At 60.2% G+C, this 15,708-nt stretch carries 10 protein-coding genes; 8 read left to right on the top strand and 2 right to left on the bottom strand.

All coding sequences use genetic code 11. The annotated features are described in order from the left end of the window. Window positions 1-869: 869 nt before the first annotated feature. Window positions 870-1,736 carry a hypothetical protein gene (locus BV071_RS20365; protein WP_265594685.1) on the bottom strand — a complete coding sequence of 289 codons (867 nt, stop codon included), beginning with the start codon at window positions 1,734-1,736 and terminating at the stop codon, window positions 870-872. 93 nt (window positions 1,737-1,829) lie between these two features. Beyond that, the gene (locus BV071_RS20370) at window positions 1,830-3,191 is read right to left on the bottom strand and encodes a hypothetical protein (RefSeq protein ID WP_035611261.1); all 1,362 of its coding nucleotides are present in this window, start codon (window positions 3,189-3,191) and stop codon (window positions 1,830-1,832) included. Window positions 3,192-4,885: 1,694 nt separating this feature from the next. Between BV071_RS20370 and BV071_RS20375 the strand changes: the two genes are divergently transcribed. The 8 genes from BV071_RS20375 to BV071_RS20415 all read left to right on the top strand — a co-directional run. Continuing rightward, on the top strand, window positions 4,886-5,569 hold the full coding sequence (locus BV071_RS20375) for a PEP-CTERM sorting domain-containing protein (protein ID WP_035611263.1): 684 nt from the start codon (window positions 4,886-4,888) through the stop codon (window positions 5,567-5,569). A 519-nt stretch (window positions 5,570-6,088) separates the two neighbouring features. Further along, window positions 6,089-6,808, top strand: coding sequence for a PEP-CTERM sorting domain-containing protein (locus BV071_RS20380; RefSeq protein ID WP_035611265.1), 720 nt, complete (start codon window positions 6,089-6,091; stop codon window positions 6,806-6,808). A gap of 836 nt (window positions 6,809-7,644) precedes the next feature. Then, entirely contained in the window at window positions 7,645-8,850 is a 1,206-nt protein-coding gene (locus BV071_RS20390) for a hypothetical protein (protein WP_035611269.1), read from the top strand. Window positions 8,851-9,719: 869 nt separating this feature from the next. Next, window positions 9,720-10,436, top strand: coding sequence for a sugar transferase (locus tag BV071_RS20395; RefSeq protein WP_052573666.1), 717 nt, complete (start codon window positions 9,720-9,722; stop codon window positions 10,434-10,436). Window positions 10,437-10,513: 77 nt separating this feature from the next. Beyond that, window positions 10,514-11,608, top strand: coding sequence for a Gfo/Idh/MocA family oxidoreductase (locus BV071_RS20400; protein ID WP_035611271.1), 1,095 nt, complete (start codon window positions 10,514-10,516; stop codon window positions 11,606-11,608). Window positions 11,609-11,680: 72 nt separating this feature from the next. After that, complete coding sequence (locus BV071_RS20405; protein ID WP_035611303.1) at window positions 11,681-12,175, top strand: acyltransferase; 495 nt, start codon at window positions 11,681-11,683, stop codon at window positions 12,173-12,175. A 302-nt stretch (window positions 12,176-12,477) separates the two neighbouring features. Then, on the top strand, window positions 12,478-14,652 hold the full coding sequence (locus tag BV071_RS20410; RefSeq protein WP_265594686.1) for a cellulose synthase operon protein YhjQ/BcsQ: 2,175 nt from the start codon (window positions 12,478-12,480) through the stop codon (window positions 14,650-14,652). A gap of 84 nt (window positions 14,653-14,736) precedes the next feature. Then, window positions 14,737-15,708: hypothetical protein (locus BV071_RS20415; protein WP_052573667.1), on the top strand; the 972-nt coding region annotated here is incomplete at its 3' end.

Consider the following 15,708-nt stretch of genomic DNA (forward strand, 5'->3'; position numbering starts at 1 on the left):
CCAAGTTAGGAACCATCCAAGCTTCGTTCGGCCACCCCACCGGGCAGCAGTAGTTTACCCAAACCGCCCCCCCAGGTCATGAAGCTACTGCTGTCCGGACGGTCCCGATGAATCCCATGAGTGCCCCGGAGCCGTCGTGTGTGCGGCTCCGGGCATGATTGGTCAGATGTGACGGAGGCCACAATGACCCGCGACGATAAACCTATGGAACGGAGTCAGCTTCTCTGTCGCATTCTTGGGATGGGCATTCTGGCAAGATTCTTGTTCGGCGCGAATGCCAAACCACTGGCAAACATTGATTTCACTGCGTTGCCAGCAATCTCCGACTGGGTCGATCCCAGCTCCTGCTTGCGGTTGGATTTCCATTCACGAACAGGCGAGGGGACCCTTGCTTCCAGGAAGGGGAAGGAAGGGGAACCCAATCATCACCCGGGAGGTGTCGCGCACACCCTCGCCACTCCAACCACTGTCCCGGAGCCAGGGCTCGTGTTGTTCCTGCCGCTCGGATTGTTCCTGCTGCTGCGGCGCCGGATGCGTTGTTCCCGGCCCGGTGTCGAAAAATTGGGGTAATTGGGCCGGAACTTCGAGGGCGGACATGTCGGCAAGCTCCGGTCACCTCCCGGCATTCCGCAGATCCGCAGGGATGGAGGCTTCTCGTGGCGTGTTGAGCGCGCCTGTCCCCGCGGCCTGCGCTGCTTCACAGGTTCCAATCTAACAAATCTGCAAAAACTCGATGATCGCGTTTCACATCATCATCCAAGTTGCATGGCTCGCAGCCACCGCACTAGTCCTGCTGAAGTGCCACCGCTGAATTCTAGCGGAGATTCGCCCTTCTTCGAGTGCGAGAACCTGTCGGAATCGACGACTGGTCAATCGGTGGACAGTGGGCGGACCGACACGGCGCGGAAGAAGGTGCGCGGACCGGTCGGGAAGGCGAGCGAGCGGGTGGTGCTCGCCCCGGCGTCCGGGACGATGGTCCCGAGCGACGACTGGGTCCAGGGGCCCGCCAGGTTTGCGGCGTATTCGAGCCGGTAGAGACGGCGCGGGCTGCTGCTCCAGCTCAGTTGGTTGCTGTTGACCGCGGCATTGAGCGATTGGCTGAGGATGCGGAAGCGGCTCGTGGCATCGGACGGAAGCGTGTCGAACCCGTATTCCGCCGCGTCTGATTGGCCGTCGTGATCGGCGTCGCTGGTAGCGTTGGCCGCGTTGAGATTGCCGAAGCGGGCGAACTCCCAGGCATCCGCAATGCCGTCGCCATCGCTGTCCGCGTAGTGGATGGAGGAGGTTTTCAGGAGGCCGCCGCCGAGATTGAGCCAGCCGAGATTGGGAGACCATGCGTAGCCGGAAAACTCGCCGGTGAGCAGGTCGATGCGCGGGCGGTTGCTGTCGTTGGCCGTGGCCCAGCCGAAATGAATCCAGCCGGTGTTGGCCGACCAGGCGTAGCCACCGAGGTTGCCCTGGCCGTCGTGATTCACGCCGCAATCGGTTGCGCTGTTGTTAGCGTAGGCATAGCCATTGGCGGGCGAGCCGTCGCCGAAGTGGATCCAGCCGAAATTCGCGGCATAGGCGTACCCCGACAGGAAGGCCTCGTCCACGACGACGCCATCAGCCGCCGAAGGGCGGAAATTCACCCATCCGGCATTGGCCGCGTAGGCGCTTGCTTGAGCCGGGGCGATGGTGGACTGCGCGGCCACCGGCATGGCCGTGGCGAGGATCAGGAAATGGAAAACGCGCATGGTGATCACAGGATCAGGATGTTGCCGGGTTGCTTGAAGGAGATGAAGGGATCGACATCAGGGACAAAGCCTTTGCCGCCAGCAGCGCACCGCTCAGGGGATAGCCGGACTGGCTGTGTCCGCTAGCGAGTTGAGGATCTTTCCGCCGCTCCAGGCGATGCCGACGGCGACATAACCTCCGGCTGTCTTGTCGTTTAGGAAAGCCCGGCAATTGGAAATGACCGAGCCGATGCCGCGGATGCCGTCGTCACCGTTGTTATCAGCCACGCAGTCCGAGATCGACGAGCTGTCGCAGTAAACGCCGGCCCCGCCGTTGCTGGACGCCTTGGCACCGCGGATGGTGGTGTTGGCTCCCACGATACCGTGCGAGCCATTGGAATTGAGCATGGCGCCATCCACGGAACAACCCGCGCCGCTGATGCCTTGGCTGGTGTTGCTGGTCGCTGTGACGTTGCGGTAGCTGTTGCTGTCGCCGTTGAATCCGCTGCCGGCGTTGGCGTGGGCAGTCGTTCCTGAGACGGTATTCCGGGTTCCGTTGAGCCCGTGCGAGCGGTTGTTGCAGAGCGAGGCTTCAACGACGATGGAGCCTGTGACTGCCAGACCATTGTCGGCTCCAGTGACATTCAACTGGGCAATGTTGTGCTGGACGCCGCCCATTCCGTTCGAACCGATCCACCGCATGTTGACCGCGCGGACCGTGTTGAGGTCGCCGGCGATCCCGACGCCCCCGGCCCGTTCGATCATGACGCGCTCAATGACGTTGTTACTGCCCTCGATGCCCTGCGTGCCGACCTGGCTGATGCTACAGCCGCTGATAACCGACGCGCGGCAACGGATACCGATCTCCCCAATGTTGATGAACGAGCAGTTGGAGATGACCGATCGTCCGGTCTCTCCATCGTAGGGGTAATCCAAGCTGATGCCGGCGAAGCCCCAGTTCCTGACGGTGAGATTCTCAAACCTCATCGTCGGCACGCTAACGCTGGAACCTTGGCTCTTGATGTAGATGCCTTGGGTCGAGGCCTCGCTGAAGGTGCCCTGCCCGACGCTGCCGCCGCTTGACCTCACCGTGGGGCCGACGATCGTGCCGTTCCGCACCACGAGATTCGCGACCGCCGGGATCGAGGCGAAGATGCCATTGGTGAAATTGGAGGCAGATGTGTTGGTTTGCGTGATCGTGAAGCCATTCAAGTCGAGCGTCACGTTGGAGCTGGTGATGTAAATGACCCCACTGAATGAGGTGGATGAGCTGACGTTTTCGGTCAGGTAATAGCTGCCCGGCTCACTGATGCTATAGTAACCGTTCGCCGGGATGTCGGCTTGGGAGATCGGGCGGCGCGGCTCGATCTGGTTGAGTGATTTCATGGTGGGCGCCGGTGCCCCGGGCGGGGTAAGCGGGCCTTGGGCGAAAACGGTCGGAGCCGCCAGGAGCAACAGGAATGCGATGGTTTTCATGGACTAGGGTGAAGTGGCGATGAGGAGGTCAGGGTGTGCCGGGATGCCTGGAGAACGAAAGGATGGTGCCGTATCAGTTGCATCTGATCCAAGATGGCATTGGGGCCATGACGGTTCCGCTCACCCCTTATCCATGGCGGCCACTGTCGGTTCTAGTGATCCGCATGACGCAGGGGCTGACGGACGCATTGCACAGCGTTGTCCGCATGGATGCCAGCGCCGCTGGCGGGCAGACACCTCTGAATAAATGTTAGGTATTTGCTTTTTGCGCGTGAATGGAACCGGTGTTCCTTTTACCGGATTTCCGATCTCCCGGAAGAGAATTCTCGTTGGCCGGAAAGCCGCAGCGACCGTATCCGAGCCACGGCAATCTGAAATTCCTTGGTATCAATCCCTAGCCACAGGGATTCGACTTGGGGCGATCAGCAGCATGATCGCCTCAGACGCGTTGTTCGAAAGCGCCCGGAAGGCCAGACCAACAGGTGGTGAAGTTCATGAAACGTATTCAAGACTTTGAATAAGGTATTGGCCATTGACCCGGCTCCGCTCCTGCGATTTCCCATAGCGTGATCCGCATCGGACCAAGCTCTCCCCCCGATCGAAAACCCACCATGATCCTGCATTCATCCAAGCGCCTTCTCTACCTAGAATCGCTCATTGCGGCCTTGTCAGGATCCCCTTTGTGAGGTCCGCGCCGTGCAAACGATCGTCTATTCAGACAACCTCACAGATGCCTTCAATTTCCAAGATCCGCGCTCCTAAGCGCAGACCCTCTTCTCCGGGATAACTCCCGGGAAGGTCCGAAAGGGTTCAGCATACCGGAGCCCGTGGTGGTAAAAACCTCTGGGGGGCCATCACGGGCTTCAACGGGCCACTTCCCCCTCCAATGCATCAACCGAAAAGAACAGCTTCCAAGGCTCCGAGGAGATCCTGTTAGGACGGTCACAATCCCGGAGTCTCCCCTGAAATAAGTTCGAAATCTCTCACCTTCCTGTTCCCCGTCTCTCCCCATCCTCCGGCCTCGTCCGACGAATCTTCAAGGCGCCCAATCGTCTGAGCCAGATTCTAGCCGCAACATATATAGATTCTTTTTCACAAGAAACATCATGGCCGCTCACCCCAAAACACTTTGCGCGCGCAACAAATAAACAGAATGATTTTGGCACCTGCGGTGACAATATTGGACTGATCGGGAAAAATGCCTGAAGAGGACTCCGCCTATGAACGCGCTGCCCGCCGCTTGCTCTATGCGGTGATCAGCGGAATTCTAGTTTTGGCCTGGATTGTTATATTGATAGTTGATGGATGCGTCCATCGCTAAGCCTCATCCCGAGGCAGAACGAATCTGCAAGCCCTTGGCGCGTTTCCACTCGCAGTCAATGTCCAACTTGGCTCCTTGCCGAAGCTACGAAGTGACCTCTACAGCGGCGATACCAAGGCCCGCTGGAGCTTCACTCTCGGGTGCGCGGTGAGGTAAGTGTAGAATACTCGATGGGATAACTCCCTCAATTAATTAACAGACGGACAAAAAATCCGTTGCGTCTCACTTCCGCCACTCCAACCAACAAATTCCACTCTACTGCTTAGCCCCAATCTCCTTTGCGAGCCCCGCATACCTGTGCGCTACGCAACGCGTTTCCCATAGACCCAAATCCAATTGAACCCCAGCGAAATCACCCCTGATCATTGTTGCTATGAATGAACCCAAATCACCCATCGTGCTGGCAGCTGCACTACTGGCTTCCGCTCCCCAGTTGCACGCTCAACTCAGCTTCTTTACCTCTCCTAATCAAACTGTTGAGCTCTCCGGCATGCCGGTTGGATCGACTGATGTGGACACGACCACTATCTTGCTCGGCGGAGTATCCACCGAAAGGACCCTAACCGGAACAATCACCACCGGCGTAGTCCCAATAAGTGTCTCAGGCTATTTGTTTGATGGCCTTTTTGGCCTTGATCTAGGCACTGGAGATCGCGCCGACCTCGTGCTGGAATGGGGTGCTGGGGCCGAGATGAATCTCAACCTATTAAGCCAGGGGGACAATTTTTCATTTACCCATTGGCTGAACGACGGCGTCACCGGCAGCACGGTCGAAATCACTGTCTGGAACGGAGCCACCTCCTTCACCGCCCCAACAACCACTTTGACACACGGATCCTTTGGGGGCCCCGCTACCACCTACGATTATCTAGTCCCGTTTTCCTCTTTTTCGGGTGCCGATTTCACCGACATTGATCGGGTTTCGCTGACTCTTCATGGAAACACTTCAGCTGATGTAGCACTTAGTAATTTTAGTGTCGTCCCCGAGCCCTCTGCCGCATTGCTCATCGGATTCAGCGGATCACTGGCACTCTTCCGCCGGAGACGCCGCTGCTGATCCCCGATGTGAATTATCCTCCCTACGCCACAGATCGAACAAGGCAGTCATGAGAAAGAAGGAGGGCGTCTGCCCTCCCTCTACTTTCCGATGCAGAACCGGCCGAAGATGGCGCCGAGAATTTCCCCGGGATGGACTGGCATCCATGCCGCATTGCTGGATCTAGCCCTCTGGAGACCGACAGGTGGTGAAGTTCATGAAACGTATTCAAGACTTTGAATAAGGTATTGGCCATTGACCCGGCACTGCTCCTGCGATTTCCCCTAGCGTGATCCGCATCGGACCAAGCTCTCCCCTGATCGAAAACCCACCATGATCCTGCAGTCCTCCAGGCATCTGCTCTACACGTTATCACTCCTCACGGCCTTGTCCTGATCCCCTTTGGATAGAGACAGAACGCAAGGGCGGTTCGATCCCGCTTGTATTCCCTCACGGGCGAGATCGTTTTTCAAACACATAGATGTAATATATATAAATATGTCCTGCCGTCCCTTCAGATCCCTCCCCGTCATTGCCACGATGCTCTCCGCACCTGCGACGGGTTCCGCTGCCGTCACTCTCACGAGCATCGACTACACCGCTCAGGAAGGCACCAGTTGGGGCAACAGCACCGTCCGCCTGAACTTCGGTTCACTAGGCATGGGCACCGTTACGTTCACCTCCGTGAACTCCGGCTACTACTCCATCGTCGCAGCAAACGCCGCCTACAATGCCGCGCCCTACAGCAGCTACTCCGGGCCCACTACCCTCAGCAACGGCGACATCTACGCCCCCGGCACCGAGGTCATTTTTGCTATCGAGCCCGGCTCTACAGGCGGATTCGCAGGTGTCACCATGACCGTCACCCTGGACAATGGCATTTTCACCCCCGGCTCCGTCTTCGGAGTTCGCAGCCTCGGCCAAAATGCCTCTGGTAACTACCAGACCATGGCCATCAATTCCGGCCTCACCGCCATCGGCACAACCCAACTCCCCACCGATGACCTTTGGGGTCCCCCGCCGAATTTCGTCGAGACCTTCGTGGGCTCCGGCATCTACCGTGCCGATGCAGCAGGCAGCAATGCCAAGGGTCGGGCCTTCGCCATCTCCGGTAACTCCTTTTCCATCACCCTCACCGGGGACTATCGTGGTGGTGGCGAAGCCTTCAGTATTGTCACTCCTATCCCCGAACCCGGCGCCCCTCTTCTTCTTTCGCTCGCCGGCAGCATTGCTCTGATGAATCGCCGCAATCGCGCCTGAGCCCATCGAAAGGAAGCCGGTACCTTCTTCCCATCACCCACGAACAGAGGCAATCCATGATGCCCGCGTTGCGAAGAAGCCCAGGCATCGTAGACTCAAACGCGTGAAAAATGTCTGAACTCCCTGCTCGATCTGAACTCCACCAGGTCGGAGAGGTCGGCGCTTCTGGAAGAAAGCGCGCGGCCCCGGCAACCCTTACTTCCACAGCAAAGATCAAGCAGGCAGAGAGCTACTTGGAATTGGGAATGATCTTGGAGGCTTGGGAGACTCTTGAAGAGCTTCCTTGGGAGGAGTGCCAAAGAGCGTCTTGTTTGCGAGTGCGGCTTGCGTGCTGCCCTTACGTTGGGGCATGGGAGCGGGGCGCGAAGATAGCGGAACTGCTACGTGAGGGCAGCGACGCCGACAGGCAGGCAATTGCGCGGTTTTACCAAGAACTCGCCAGATATTTTCGAGCATGCGGGGCCCGCGGCGCAGCCGCTCACGTGATCCGGGTAGCCATGCAGGTTTGGCCCGTTCCCTTGAAGCTGTAGCTACGGCGATGAATGCCGAGGTCGGACGCTGATGGACTCAAATGCAAGACCTCCAGGGCGCCTGGGGCTGCTAGGATCCCACCGCCGGTCCATCCCAGCCGCTTTTTTTGAACGGCCGGCTCCCTCCAGCCCTCCAACTGTTGGACCGCGCGAGCGGCTTGTTCTGGTGGGGATTTCAGCCTTTCTGACACCCGCGATCGCGTGGTCTCCAAGTGCCGTTTCGAATTGACTTCTCTAGCAAAAATCAAAAAAGATCATCTAGTTCACCCAGACTCCGTTAGAATGTTCACCCCCCCTCTACATTCCATGGAGAGAGCCGTTGCCGCCGCTTTGCTGGCGCTTGTCCTTCTCCCCACTACCTCCCCGGCCGAGGACTTTTCGCTGCGTGTCGCTGATGGCAACCGCGCCCTTGCCGACGAAGGCTTCTTTCCGTCGCCCGTCGAGGCCCTTGGCGGGGTCAAGGGCGGCTTCTACTTCGGGGTTGAGGCCGAGGCCACCTACGACTCGAACTTTTTCATCACTCAGGATTACCCGGAGAGCGAGGTCACTGCCGATCTCACGCCTTGGATCACTTACCGCACCGATCCGGAAGGCGGCGCGCTGTGGTCCTTCGAAGCGCGCTATGCCCCGACCCTCCATACCTACTGGAACAACTCCTACCTCAACGGTGTCGACCACTCCGCCGACATGCGGCTGAAGTTCAATGGTGCCCGCACCAACGTCGAACTCTTCGCCAGCTACGACGAAGTCTCGTCCGCGGATCGTCTGGCCGGCGGCTTCATCGAGGGCTCGATCTTCAACTACGGCATCCGGGGCTCCTATCAGGTCGCGCCACGCACCAAGCTGCTCGCCGCGTGGACCGCCTCGCAGTCCGACTACAGCTCGGGTGCCCGCAGCGGTTCCGACATCTACACCTCGCAGATCTCCGGCCTCTGGGACGCAACCGAACGCATCAGCATCGGTCCGGTGCTCCGCCACACGCTGACCCGCTCGGACACGACCGGTGAGCGCGACGCGATTGCGACCTTGGTGGACCTCCGCTACAAGTGGGGTGAGCGCTTCTTCTTCGATGCCGCGGCCGGTGTGGAGTTTGCCAAGAACTCCCGTCAGGGTGGCGGCCGCGATGCCGGCTTCACCGGTGGCTTGGACGTCCAGTACGTCATGAACGAGCGCTGGACCTGGCAGGGTGGGGTGCACTACGTCACCGTGCCTTCGCCGGTGAACCTGAACTACATGGTCGAGGATCTGTCCTTCGATACCTCCGTGATTCGCACCTTCGAGCGCGGCTCCTTGGAATTCGGCCTCGGCTTCAGCTTCTCGCAGTATGAGCCGGTCGGCCTGATCGCGGTCAACCGCGAGGACGACGACTTCCTGCACGCCTTCGTGACCTACCGTCGCAAGATCTACAACGACCGCATCCTCTGGACCAGCACCCTGCGGGTGGCGGAGAACAACGGCCAGAAGGACTATTCGCAGTGCCAGCTCTCCACCGGGCTCTCCTTCGAATACTGAGACGCAGCTGGACTCAGCCCCACCTTTAAAACCCAGCGGCGGGTCTGTCCTTTTCGGGCGGCCCGCCGTTTTTCGTGCGGCGAGTTTCGCGAATCGAAACGTCACGGATGGATTGATCTCACGAGCCGGAAGATCATTCGCATTGCTTGTCTTGGCATAACCCCTGCTGCCTTGTCAGGCATGACTCTCGTCCTCCTCTGCATTGGCAACCACAAGTCCGTAAGGGATTTGTTGCGAGATGCCTGCTGCGAATTTTTCCAATTTTGGCCTCAGAAAATGCTGTTTACCGGCGAAACCGGCCGCTCAAGACCGGGATCTTGCAAATTTGTCATTCGGGCATACGTAGATCTTCCAATAATTGCTTGAGGTTCACCCTCATTCTGATAGAAAGAGCCGCTGTTCGTTCCACCCCCAGCAAATCTCCCCCCATCTGAGATCCCCCGACGAGTCCCCCGCGTCACTCACCCGCTTCCCGTTTCTCGAAGCAGACGCGCCTGACAAGTCTCTCAGGGCCCTCACCTGTGAGGAGGTCACTCCCTGACTGTCGCCTTCACGGGTTTTGGCGTTGAGAGACGCCATACGACCACGGGCGGCAGCTTGAATCCATAAGCCCCAAGGACGGAACGCTCACCAAACCCACGCACGATCCCCAAAAGCCAGACCACGCCCTGAACTCTCCCGACCTCGTCAATCCATTCCCCCCCCACCCCCCCCGGATGACAACTCCCACGAAGGAACGGCGAAGCCTTGCATTTGCTCCTCTGCAACGGTCGCATTCTTCAACGCTTCGCCTAGAGCGCCCTCGATACCGGGCACCCCACCACCTGCGGCGCACTCAGCGCGCGGGACGTGAAGCCTCGTTTCACGAGGTGCTGGCTCCGATCAAGACCGGGCCGACATCACGGTGGAAACGCTGGTCGGATGTGGCCTGCGTACTGGCCGCGCTGCCGCTGGCCATTCCCCTGATTCTCTGCGTTGCCGTCTGGATCCGCTTGGTTTCCCGCGGCCCGGCACTGTTCCGCCAGGAGCGCATCGGCTTCGGCGGCCGGCCCTTTACGCTCTACAAGTTCCGCAGCATGCGGCACGGCTCCTCGACCAAGGATCACGAAGTTCACGTCGGGCGCTTGGTCGAGTCCGACCAGCCGATGGTGAAGCTCGACACCTTGGGTGACTCGCGGCTGATCCCCGGCGGTTGCCTGCTACGTACCACCGGTCTCGACGAGCTGCCGCAGTTGCTCAACGTGCTCCTTGGTGAGATGAGCTTGGTGGGTCCGCGCCCCTGCTTGCTGAACGAGTATGACTTCTTCTCCGCCAGTCAACGCGAGCGCTTCAGCGTCCTACCCGGCATCACCGGCCTGTGGCAGGTGATGGGCAAGAACCGCGCGACCTTCCGCGAGATGAACGCCATGGACGTTCACTACGCCCGCAACTCCTCGCTGCTGCTCGATCTCTGGATCATCCTGCGCACGCCACTGGCACTGCTCGGCCAGATGAGCGACTGCATGGTGGCCAACCGCCGTCGCCGCCGCGAGGCGGCCGCTGCGGTGAGCTACCCGGCCCACGCGGACGAGACTGTTCTCGGTTGATTGGATGCGGGCCGGAAAGGCCCGGACTGGGTCCTCCTGAAGGCCCGGTTTGAGCGGAAAAAAGCCCGCCTTTTGCCATGAAGAAGGCCTTGAACATCGGGATTGCCGGTTGTGGCTACTGGGGGCCGAATCTTGCCCGTAATTTCAGCGCCCATCCAGCGGCGGAAGTTACCGCGCTCTGCGATCCGGATCCGGAGCGTTTGGCCCACATGCGGGGGCTTTATCCGCAGGCGGCTCTCTTCGAGGACTTCGCGCGGATGCTGCGCGATGCCGCCCTTGATGCGGTGGTGGTCGCGACGCCGGTGCGCACCCACTTCGTCTTGGCAAGGGCGGCGCTGCTGGCTGGCAAACATGTGCTGATCGAGAAGCCGATGGCGTCTTCCTCGGAAGAATGCGAGGAGCTGATCGCTCTGGCTGCGGCTCGCGGGCTGACCCTGATGGTCGGCCACACCTATCTCTACTCGGAGCCGGTCCGGAAAATCGCCGAGATCATCCGCTCCGGTGGCATCGGCGAGCTGAAGTACATCAACTGCCAGCGCCTGAATCTCGGGCTGTTCCAGAAGGACATCAACGTCGCCTGGGATCTCGCGCCGCACGACCTCTCGATCATTCTGCATGTGATGGGGGAGTGCCCGCAACTGGTGAACTGCCAGGGGAACGCGCACATTCACCCGGGGATCGAGGATGTCACCAACCTGTCGCTGACCTTCCGCAAGCACCGCTTCGCCACCGTGCAAAGCAGTTGGCTGGAGCCGCGCAAGGTGCGGCAGATGACCTTTGTGGGCACGCACAAGATGATCGTTTACGATGATCTGCAGCCGCTCGAGAAGATCCGGATCTACGACGTGCGGGTCGAGTGCCCGCCGCACTACGACAACTTCGCGGAGTTCCAGTATTCGTATCACTATGGCGATTGCTACCTGCCGCGGATCAAGCAGAGCGAGCCGCTGAAAAATATGTGCGCTCACTTCGTGGATTGTGTCTGCGACGGCACGAGACCGCTGAGCTGCGGAGTCCGCGGCTTGGAGATGGTGCGGATCCTGGAGGCGAGTTCGGAATCCCTGCTGGCCCAAGGCGGACCGGTGCCCTTTGCAAGCGGCCGGCTTGAGGCATTGTCCGGGGAGCCGGAGGCTCTGGACGAGGGGCTGCCGAGCTTGAGCGGAGTGCTTTGAGATCCGGAATTTGAATTTCGGATTTCAGATTTGAGAATCGAGGGCCCGGATTTGCGATTGGGCGATTGGATGATGGACGAGCCGACTTGCACGCTGCGGATTGCGCCGGATGTGAAGCTCGGCGAGCGGGTGAAGATGCATGCCTTCGTGAACCTGTATGGCTGTACGATCGGGGATGACACCAGCATCGGCACCTTCGTCGAGATCCAAAAAGGCGCGAGCATCGGTGCGCGCTGCAAGATTTCCAGCCACACATTCATCTGCGAGGGCGTGAGCCTCGGTGACGGCGTCTTTGTCGGCCACAATGTCAGCTTCATCAATGACCGCTATCCCCGTGCGACCAATACGGATGGCAGCAAGCAAGGCGAGGCCGACTGGCTGTGCCAGCAGACCGTCGTCGCAGACGGCGCCTCGATTGGCACCGGCAGCACGATCCTCGGCGGGCTGCGGATCGGTGCTGGCGCAATGATTGGCGCCGGCAGTGTGGTGACCCGCGACGTGCCGCCTGGAGCGGTGGTGGCGGGAAATCCGGCCCGGCCGCTCGCAGACCGGTCGATCTCACCCTGAAAAACGCGGAAAATCCGTTTCAACCTACGCGAACGCGGGTAGAAATTTGGTGCGGAAGATGCGGTAATCCGCCGGTCGTCCCCCCCGGGCTTTCTCCCTCCCTCCCCCTGTCTCCCTGCTGTTTTCCCTCCCTTATCCATTCGATCTAACCGGTCGAATGGTTCTTGGATTTCGCCAATTCAGGATTTATAACGCAACTACCCCCACCCCCCGAAATGCAAAAGTCTGATCCCCGCGGTGCCAAACCGTCCTTTGGCTTCCAGGATGTTCTGTACGTGCTATTCAAGCACAAGTGGAAGATCATGGTATCCAGCGCCCTCGGTCTCGGAGCGGCCGCGACGCTATATGCCACCCGCAAACCGCTGTTCGAATCGACCGCGGAGCTCGCGATCAACTCGGTCTTGCAGCGCGATATCGTGGAGGGCGACGAGACCAAACAAATCGTCGGCGGGCGTGGCACCGAGCAACTGGTCAACACCGAGATGTTGATCTTGCGCAGCGGTGACTTGGCAAAGGAAGTGGCGGCTGCCATCGGACCGGACCGCTTGCTTCCCGAAGTTGCCCAGCCGCGCGTGGAAGATGCCGCGTGGGTGGTGCAGAACGGGCTTGAGGTGCAGACCGCCCTGAAGGGCAGCAATGTGGTGCAGGTGATCTACCGTCACCCGAATCCACAGCTCACCGTGGATGTGCTGAACGAGGTGGTGAAGCGCTACTATCAGAAGCACCTCAAGATTCACCGCTCGGTCGATTCCCTGGATGCGGTGGCCAAGCAGGTTGAGCAGGTCGGCACCAAGTTGCGTGCAACCGAGGCCGAGCTGAACAAGATGAAGTCGGACGCAGGGATCATTTCCTTGGACGACGAAAAGCTCTCGCTGTCCTCGCAACGCGAGCGGACCAAGCAGGAGCTGAACTCAGCCAAAGCGGAGCGTGCTCAGCAGGCGACCTTGGTGGATCGCCTTGAGCAGCACGTTTCTGAACTGGCCGGCAGTTCAATCTCCCCGATCGGCTCTCAAGCGAAGTCGGCACCGGCACTGCCTGCCGCGCCGACCGCTGCGGAGATCGACACCTATCAGACGCTGAACAAGCGGATCGAGTTCCTGCAGCAACGCGACTTCGAACTGAGCGCGAAATTCGCCGCCGGTGACAGCCAGGTTGTCGGCACCCGCAAGGAGCTGAGCAAGGCCCGCGCCGAGAAGCAGCAGATGCTGGAGAAGACTCCGGGGCTGGTGGTGCAAGCTGCCGTGGCGCCGGGTGCGCCAGCGGCTGATCCTGCCGCGGAACTGAAGGTGCAGAAAGACAAGCTGGCCGGCTTGGATGCGCGGATCGCTTCCTACAGCAAGGATCTGGAAACCTGCGGCAGCCGGCTTACCCAACTGGCGGTCGTCGGTCCGAAGATCGTGGATCTTGAGCGCAAACGCGACACGGAAGACACGGAGTTCCGCAGCTTCGAGAAGAGCCTGAAGCAGGCCCAGATCGATGGCACGCTGGACCAAGCGACGATGGGTGACATCCGCGTGGTGGATCAGCCGTCGCCTCCGATCAAGACCTTCAGCGAGGTGATGAAGAAGATCATCATTGGCCTTGCCGGAGCTGGCGTGGGCATCGGCGTGGGCATTGCCTTCCTCCTGGAACTGGTGATCGACCGCCGGATCAAGCGCCCGACCGAAATCGAGTCGCGCCTGCAACTGCCACTGATGCTGTCGATTCCCTTCGTGCGGCCGAAGAACCGCGGCGCGCTGCTGATCTCGAACGATCGCGGGGCCGAAGGGGAAGGGGAGCGCCCTGCGCTGCCCGCGGTGCGCGGTAACAATGGTTTCAACTCCTACCCGCCGAAGACCGACCATTTCATCCACCCGTATTCGGAAGCTATCCGCGACCGCATCGTGTTCAACTTCCAGGTCAACAACATGACCCACAAGCCGAAGCTGATGGCGGTGGCCGGCCTGTCTGCAGGTGCTGGCGCCTCGACCATCGCGGCGGGCTTGGCCAAGGCCTTCTCCGAAGTGAATGGCGCGAAGGTGCTGTTGGTGGACCTGAGCTCCGATCTGCCGGATGACAATCCGATGTTCGGCAACAAGCCGCTGCACTCGTTGGTGGGTGCCCTGCAAGCTGCTCGCAACACCCGCTTCAAAGAGGGTTCGCAGAACCTCTACCTAGCGAGCGCGGCGTCCCGGAAGAGCGGCGAAGCCAACGGTGCGGCCTTCGGCCCGATGCACCTCTACGAACTGCTGCCGCACTTCCGCGCCAGCGAGTTCGACTACATCATCTTCGACATGCCGGCGCTGGCGCAGACCAGCCCGACCCTGGCGATGGCCGGTCTGATGGACAAGGTGCTGCTGGTGGTCGATGGCGAGGACACCAACCGCGAGACCCTGAAGTGGGGTTACTCGGAATTGGTGAAGGGTCGAGCCGACGTCTCCTGTATCTACAACAAGGCCCGGTCGCATGCGCCGAACTGGGTCCAAAGCGAAGTCTGATCACCCCGACGAGCTCCCCCCAAGACAAGCAACTCCTCTGGTTGCACCCGCCGCAGGTACCTCCTCCCCCAGATGCCGCGACCCATGGCTCCCTCGTATGAGGCGACATCGGGCAGTCCCCCCGGACTGCTCACCCGGGCCTACTTCCGGATCAAACCGTTCATCCCCCGGTCCTTGCGGCTGGCGGTGCGGCGCGGTCGTGCGCGCGGCATCTTCAAGCAGTGCGCCGGCACTTGGCCGATCAACGAATCGGCTGGGGACAAGCCGCAGGGCTGGAAGGGCTGGCCGGAAGGGAAGGACTTCGCCGTGGTCTTCACGCATGACGTGGAGTCCCCGAGCGGGCTGACGAGGGTCCGTGAGCTGGCGGAGATGGAAATCTCCTACGGGCTGTGCTCCTCCTTCAACTTCATCCCCGAAGGGACCTACGATGATCCCGTGGCGCTCCGTGAATGGCTGGAGGCCAAGGGCTTTGAAGTGGGCGTCCACGACCTGAACCACGATGGCAGGCTCTACGGCTCCCGCGAGGGATTCCGCGAAAAGGCACGCCGCATCAACCACTACCTCGCGGCCTGGGGTGCGGTGGGCTTCCGCTCCGGCTTCATGCTCCGGCAACTCGATTGGATCCACGATTTGAACGTGCTCTACGACGCATCCACCTTCGATACCGATCCCTTCGAGCCGCAGCCGGAAGGCTCGCACACGATCTTCCCTTTCCGGGTGGCACCTGGCGGGCTGGAGGCGGGCCCTGGCTACGTTGAGCTGCCCTACACGCTGCCCCAGGATTCCACCCTGTTCCTGATCCTTGGCGAAGAGTCGCCGATGATCTGGCAGGAGAAGCTCGACTGGATCGCCGAACACGGCGGCCTCGCGCTGGTGAACATCCACCCCGACTACATCGACTTTTCCGGAAAGCGGGATTCATCCCGTTACCCCTCGTCATACATCAAAGAGTTTCTCGATTACTTGTTCATCAAGTACAAGGGAAAGTTCTGGAACCCCCTAGCAAAGGAACTTGCCGTTTGGTACCGGCGAGAGATGATGTCCTTGGCCAGTGGG

Origin of the sequence: Haloferula sp. BvORR071 (assembly GCF_000739615.1) — a bacterium.
Lineage (GTDB): Bacteria > Verrucomicrobiota > Verrucomicrobiia > Verrucomicrobiales > Akkermansiaceae > Haloferula.

What these genes read in the sequence shown, in the direction of transcription:
- BV071_RS20365 (WP_265594685.1), bottom strand. Translation starts at nt 1,736, where the DNA reads ATGCGCGTTTTCCATTTCCTGATCCTCGCCACGGCCATGCCGGTGGCC.
- BV071_RS20370 (WP_035611261.1), bottom strand. Translation starts at nt 3,191, where the DNA reads ATGAAAACCATCGCATTCCTGTTGCTCCTGGCGGCTCCGACCGTTTTC.
- BV071_RS20375 (WP_035611263.1), top strand. Translation starts at nt 4,886, where the DNA reads ATGAATGAACCCAAATCACCCATCGTGCTGGCAGCTGCACTACTGGCT.
- BV071_RS20380 (WP_035611265.1), top strand. Translation starts at nt 6,089, where the DNA reads ATGCTCTCCGCACCTGCGACGGGTTCCGCTGCCGTCACTCTCACGAGC.
- BV071_RS20390 (WP_035611269.1), top strand. Translation starts at nt 7,645, where the DNA reads ATGGAGAGAGCCGTTGCCGCCGCTTTGCTGGCGCTTGTCCTTCTCCCC.
- BV071_RS20400 (WP_035611271.1), top strand. Translation starts at nt 10,514, where the DNA reads ATGAAGAAGGCCTTGAACATCGGGATTGCCGGTTGTGGCTACTGGGGG.
- BV071_RS20405 (WP_035611303.1), top strand. Translation starts at nt 11,681, where the DNA reads ATGGACGAGCCGACTTGCACGCTGCGGATTGCGCCGGATGTGAAGCTC.
- BV071_RS20410 (WP_265594686.1), top strand. Translation starts at nt 12,478, where the DNA reads ATGGTATCCAGCGCCCTCGGTCTCGGAGCGGCCGCGACGCTATATGCC.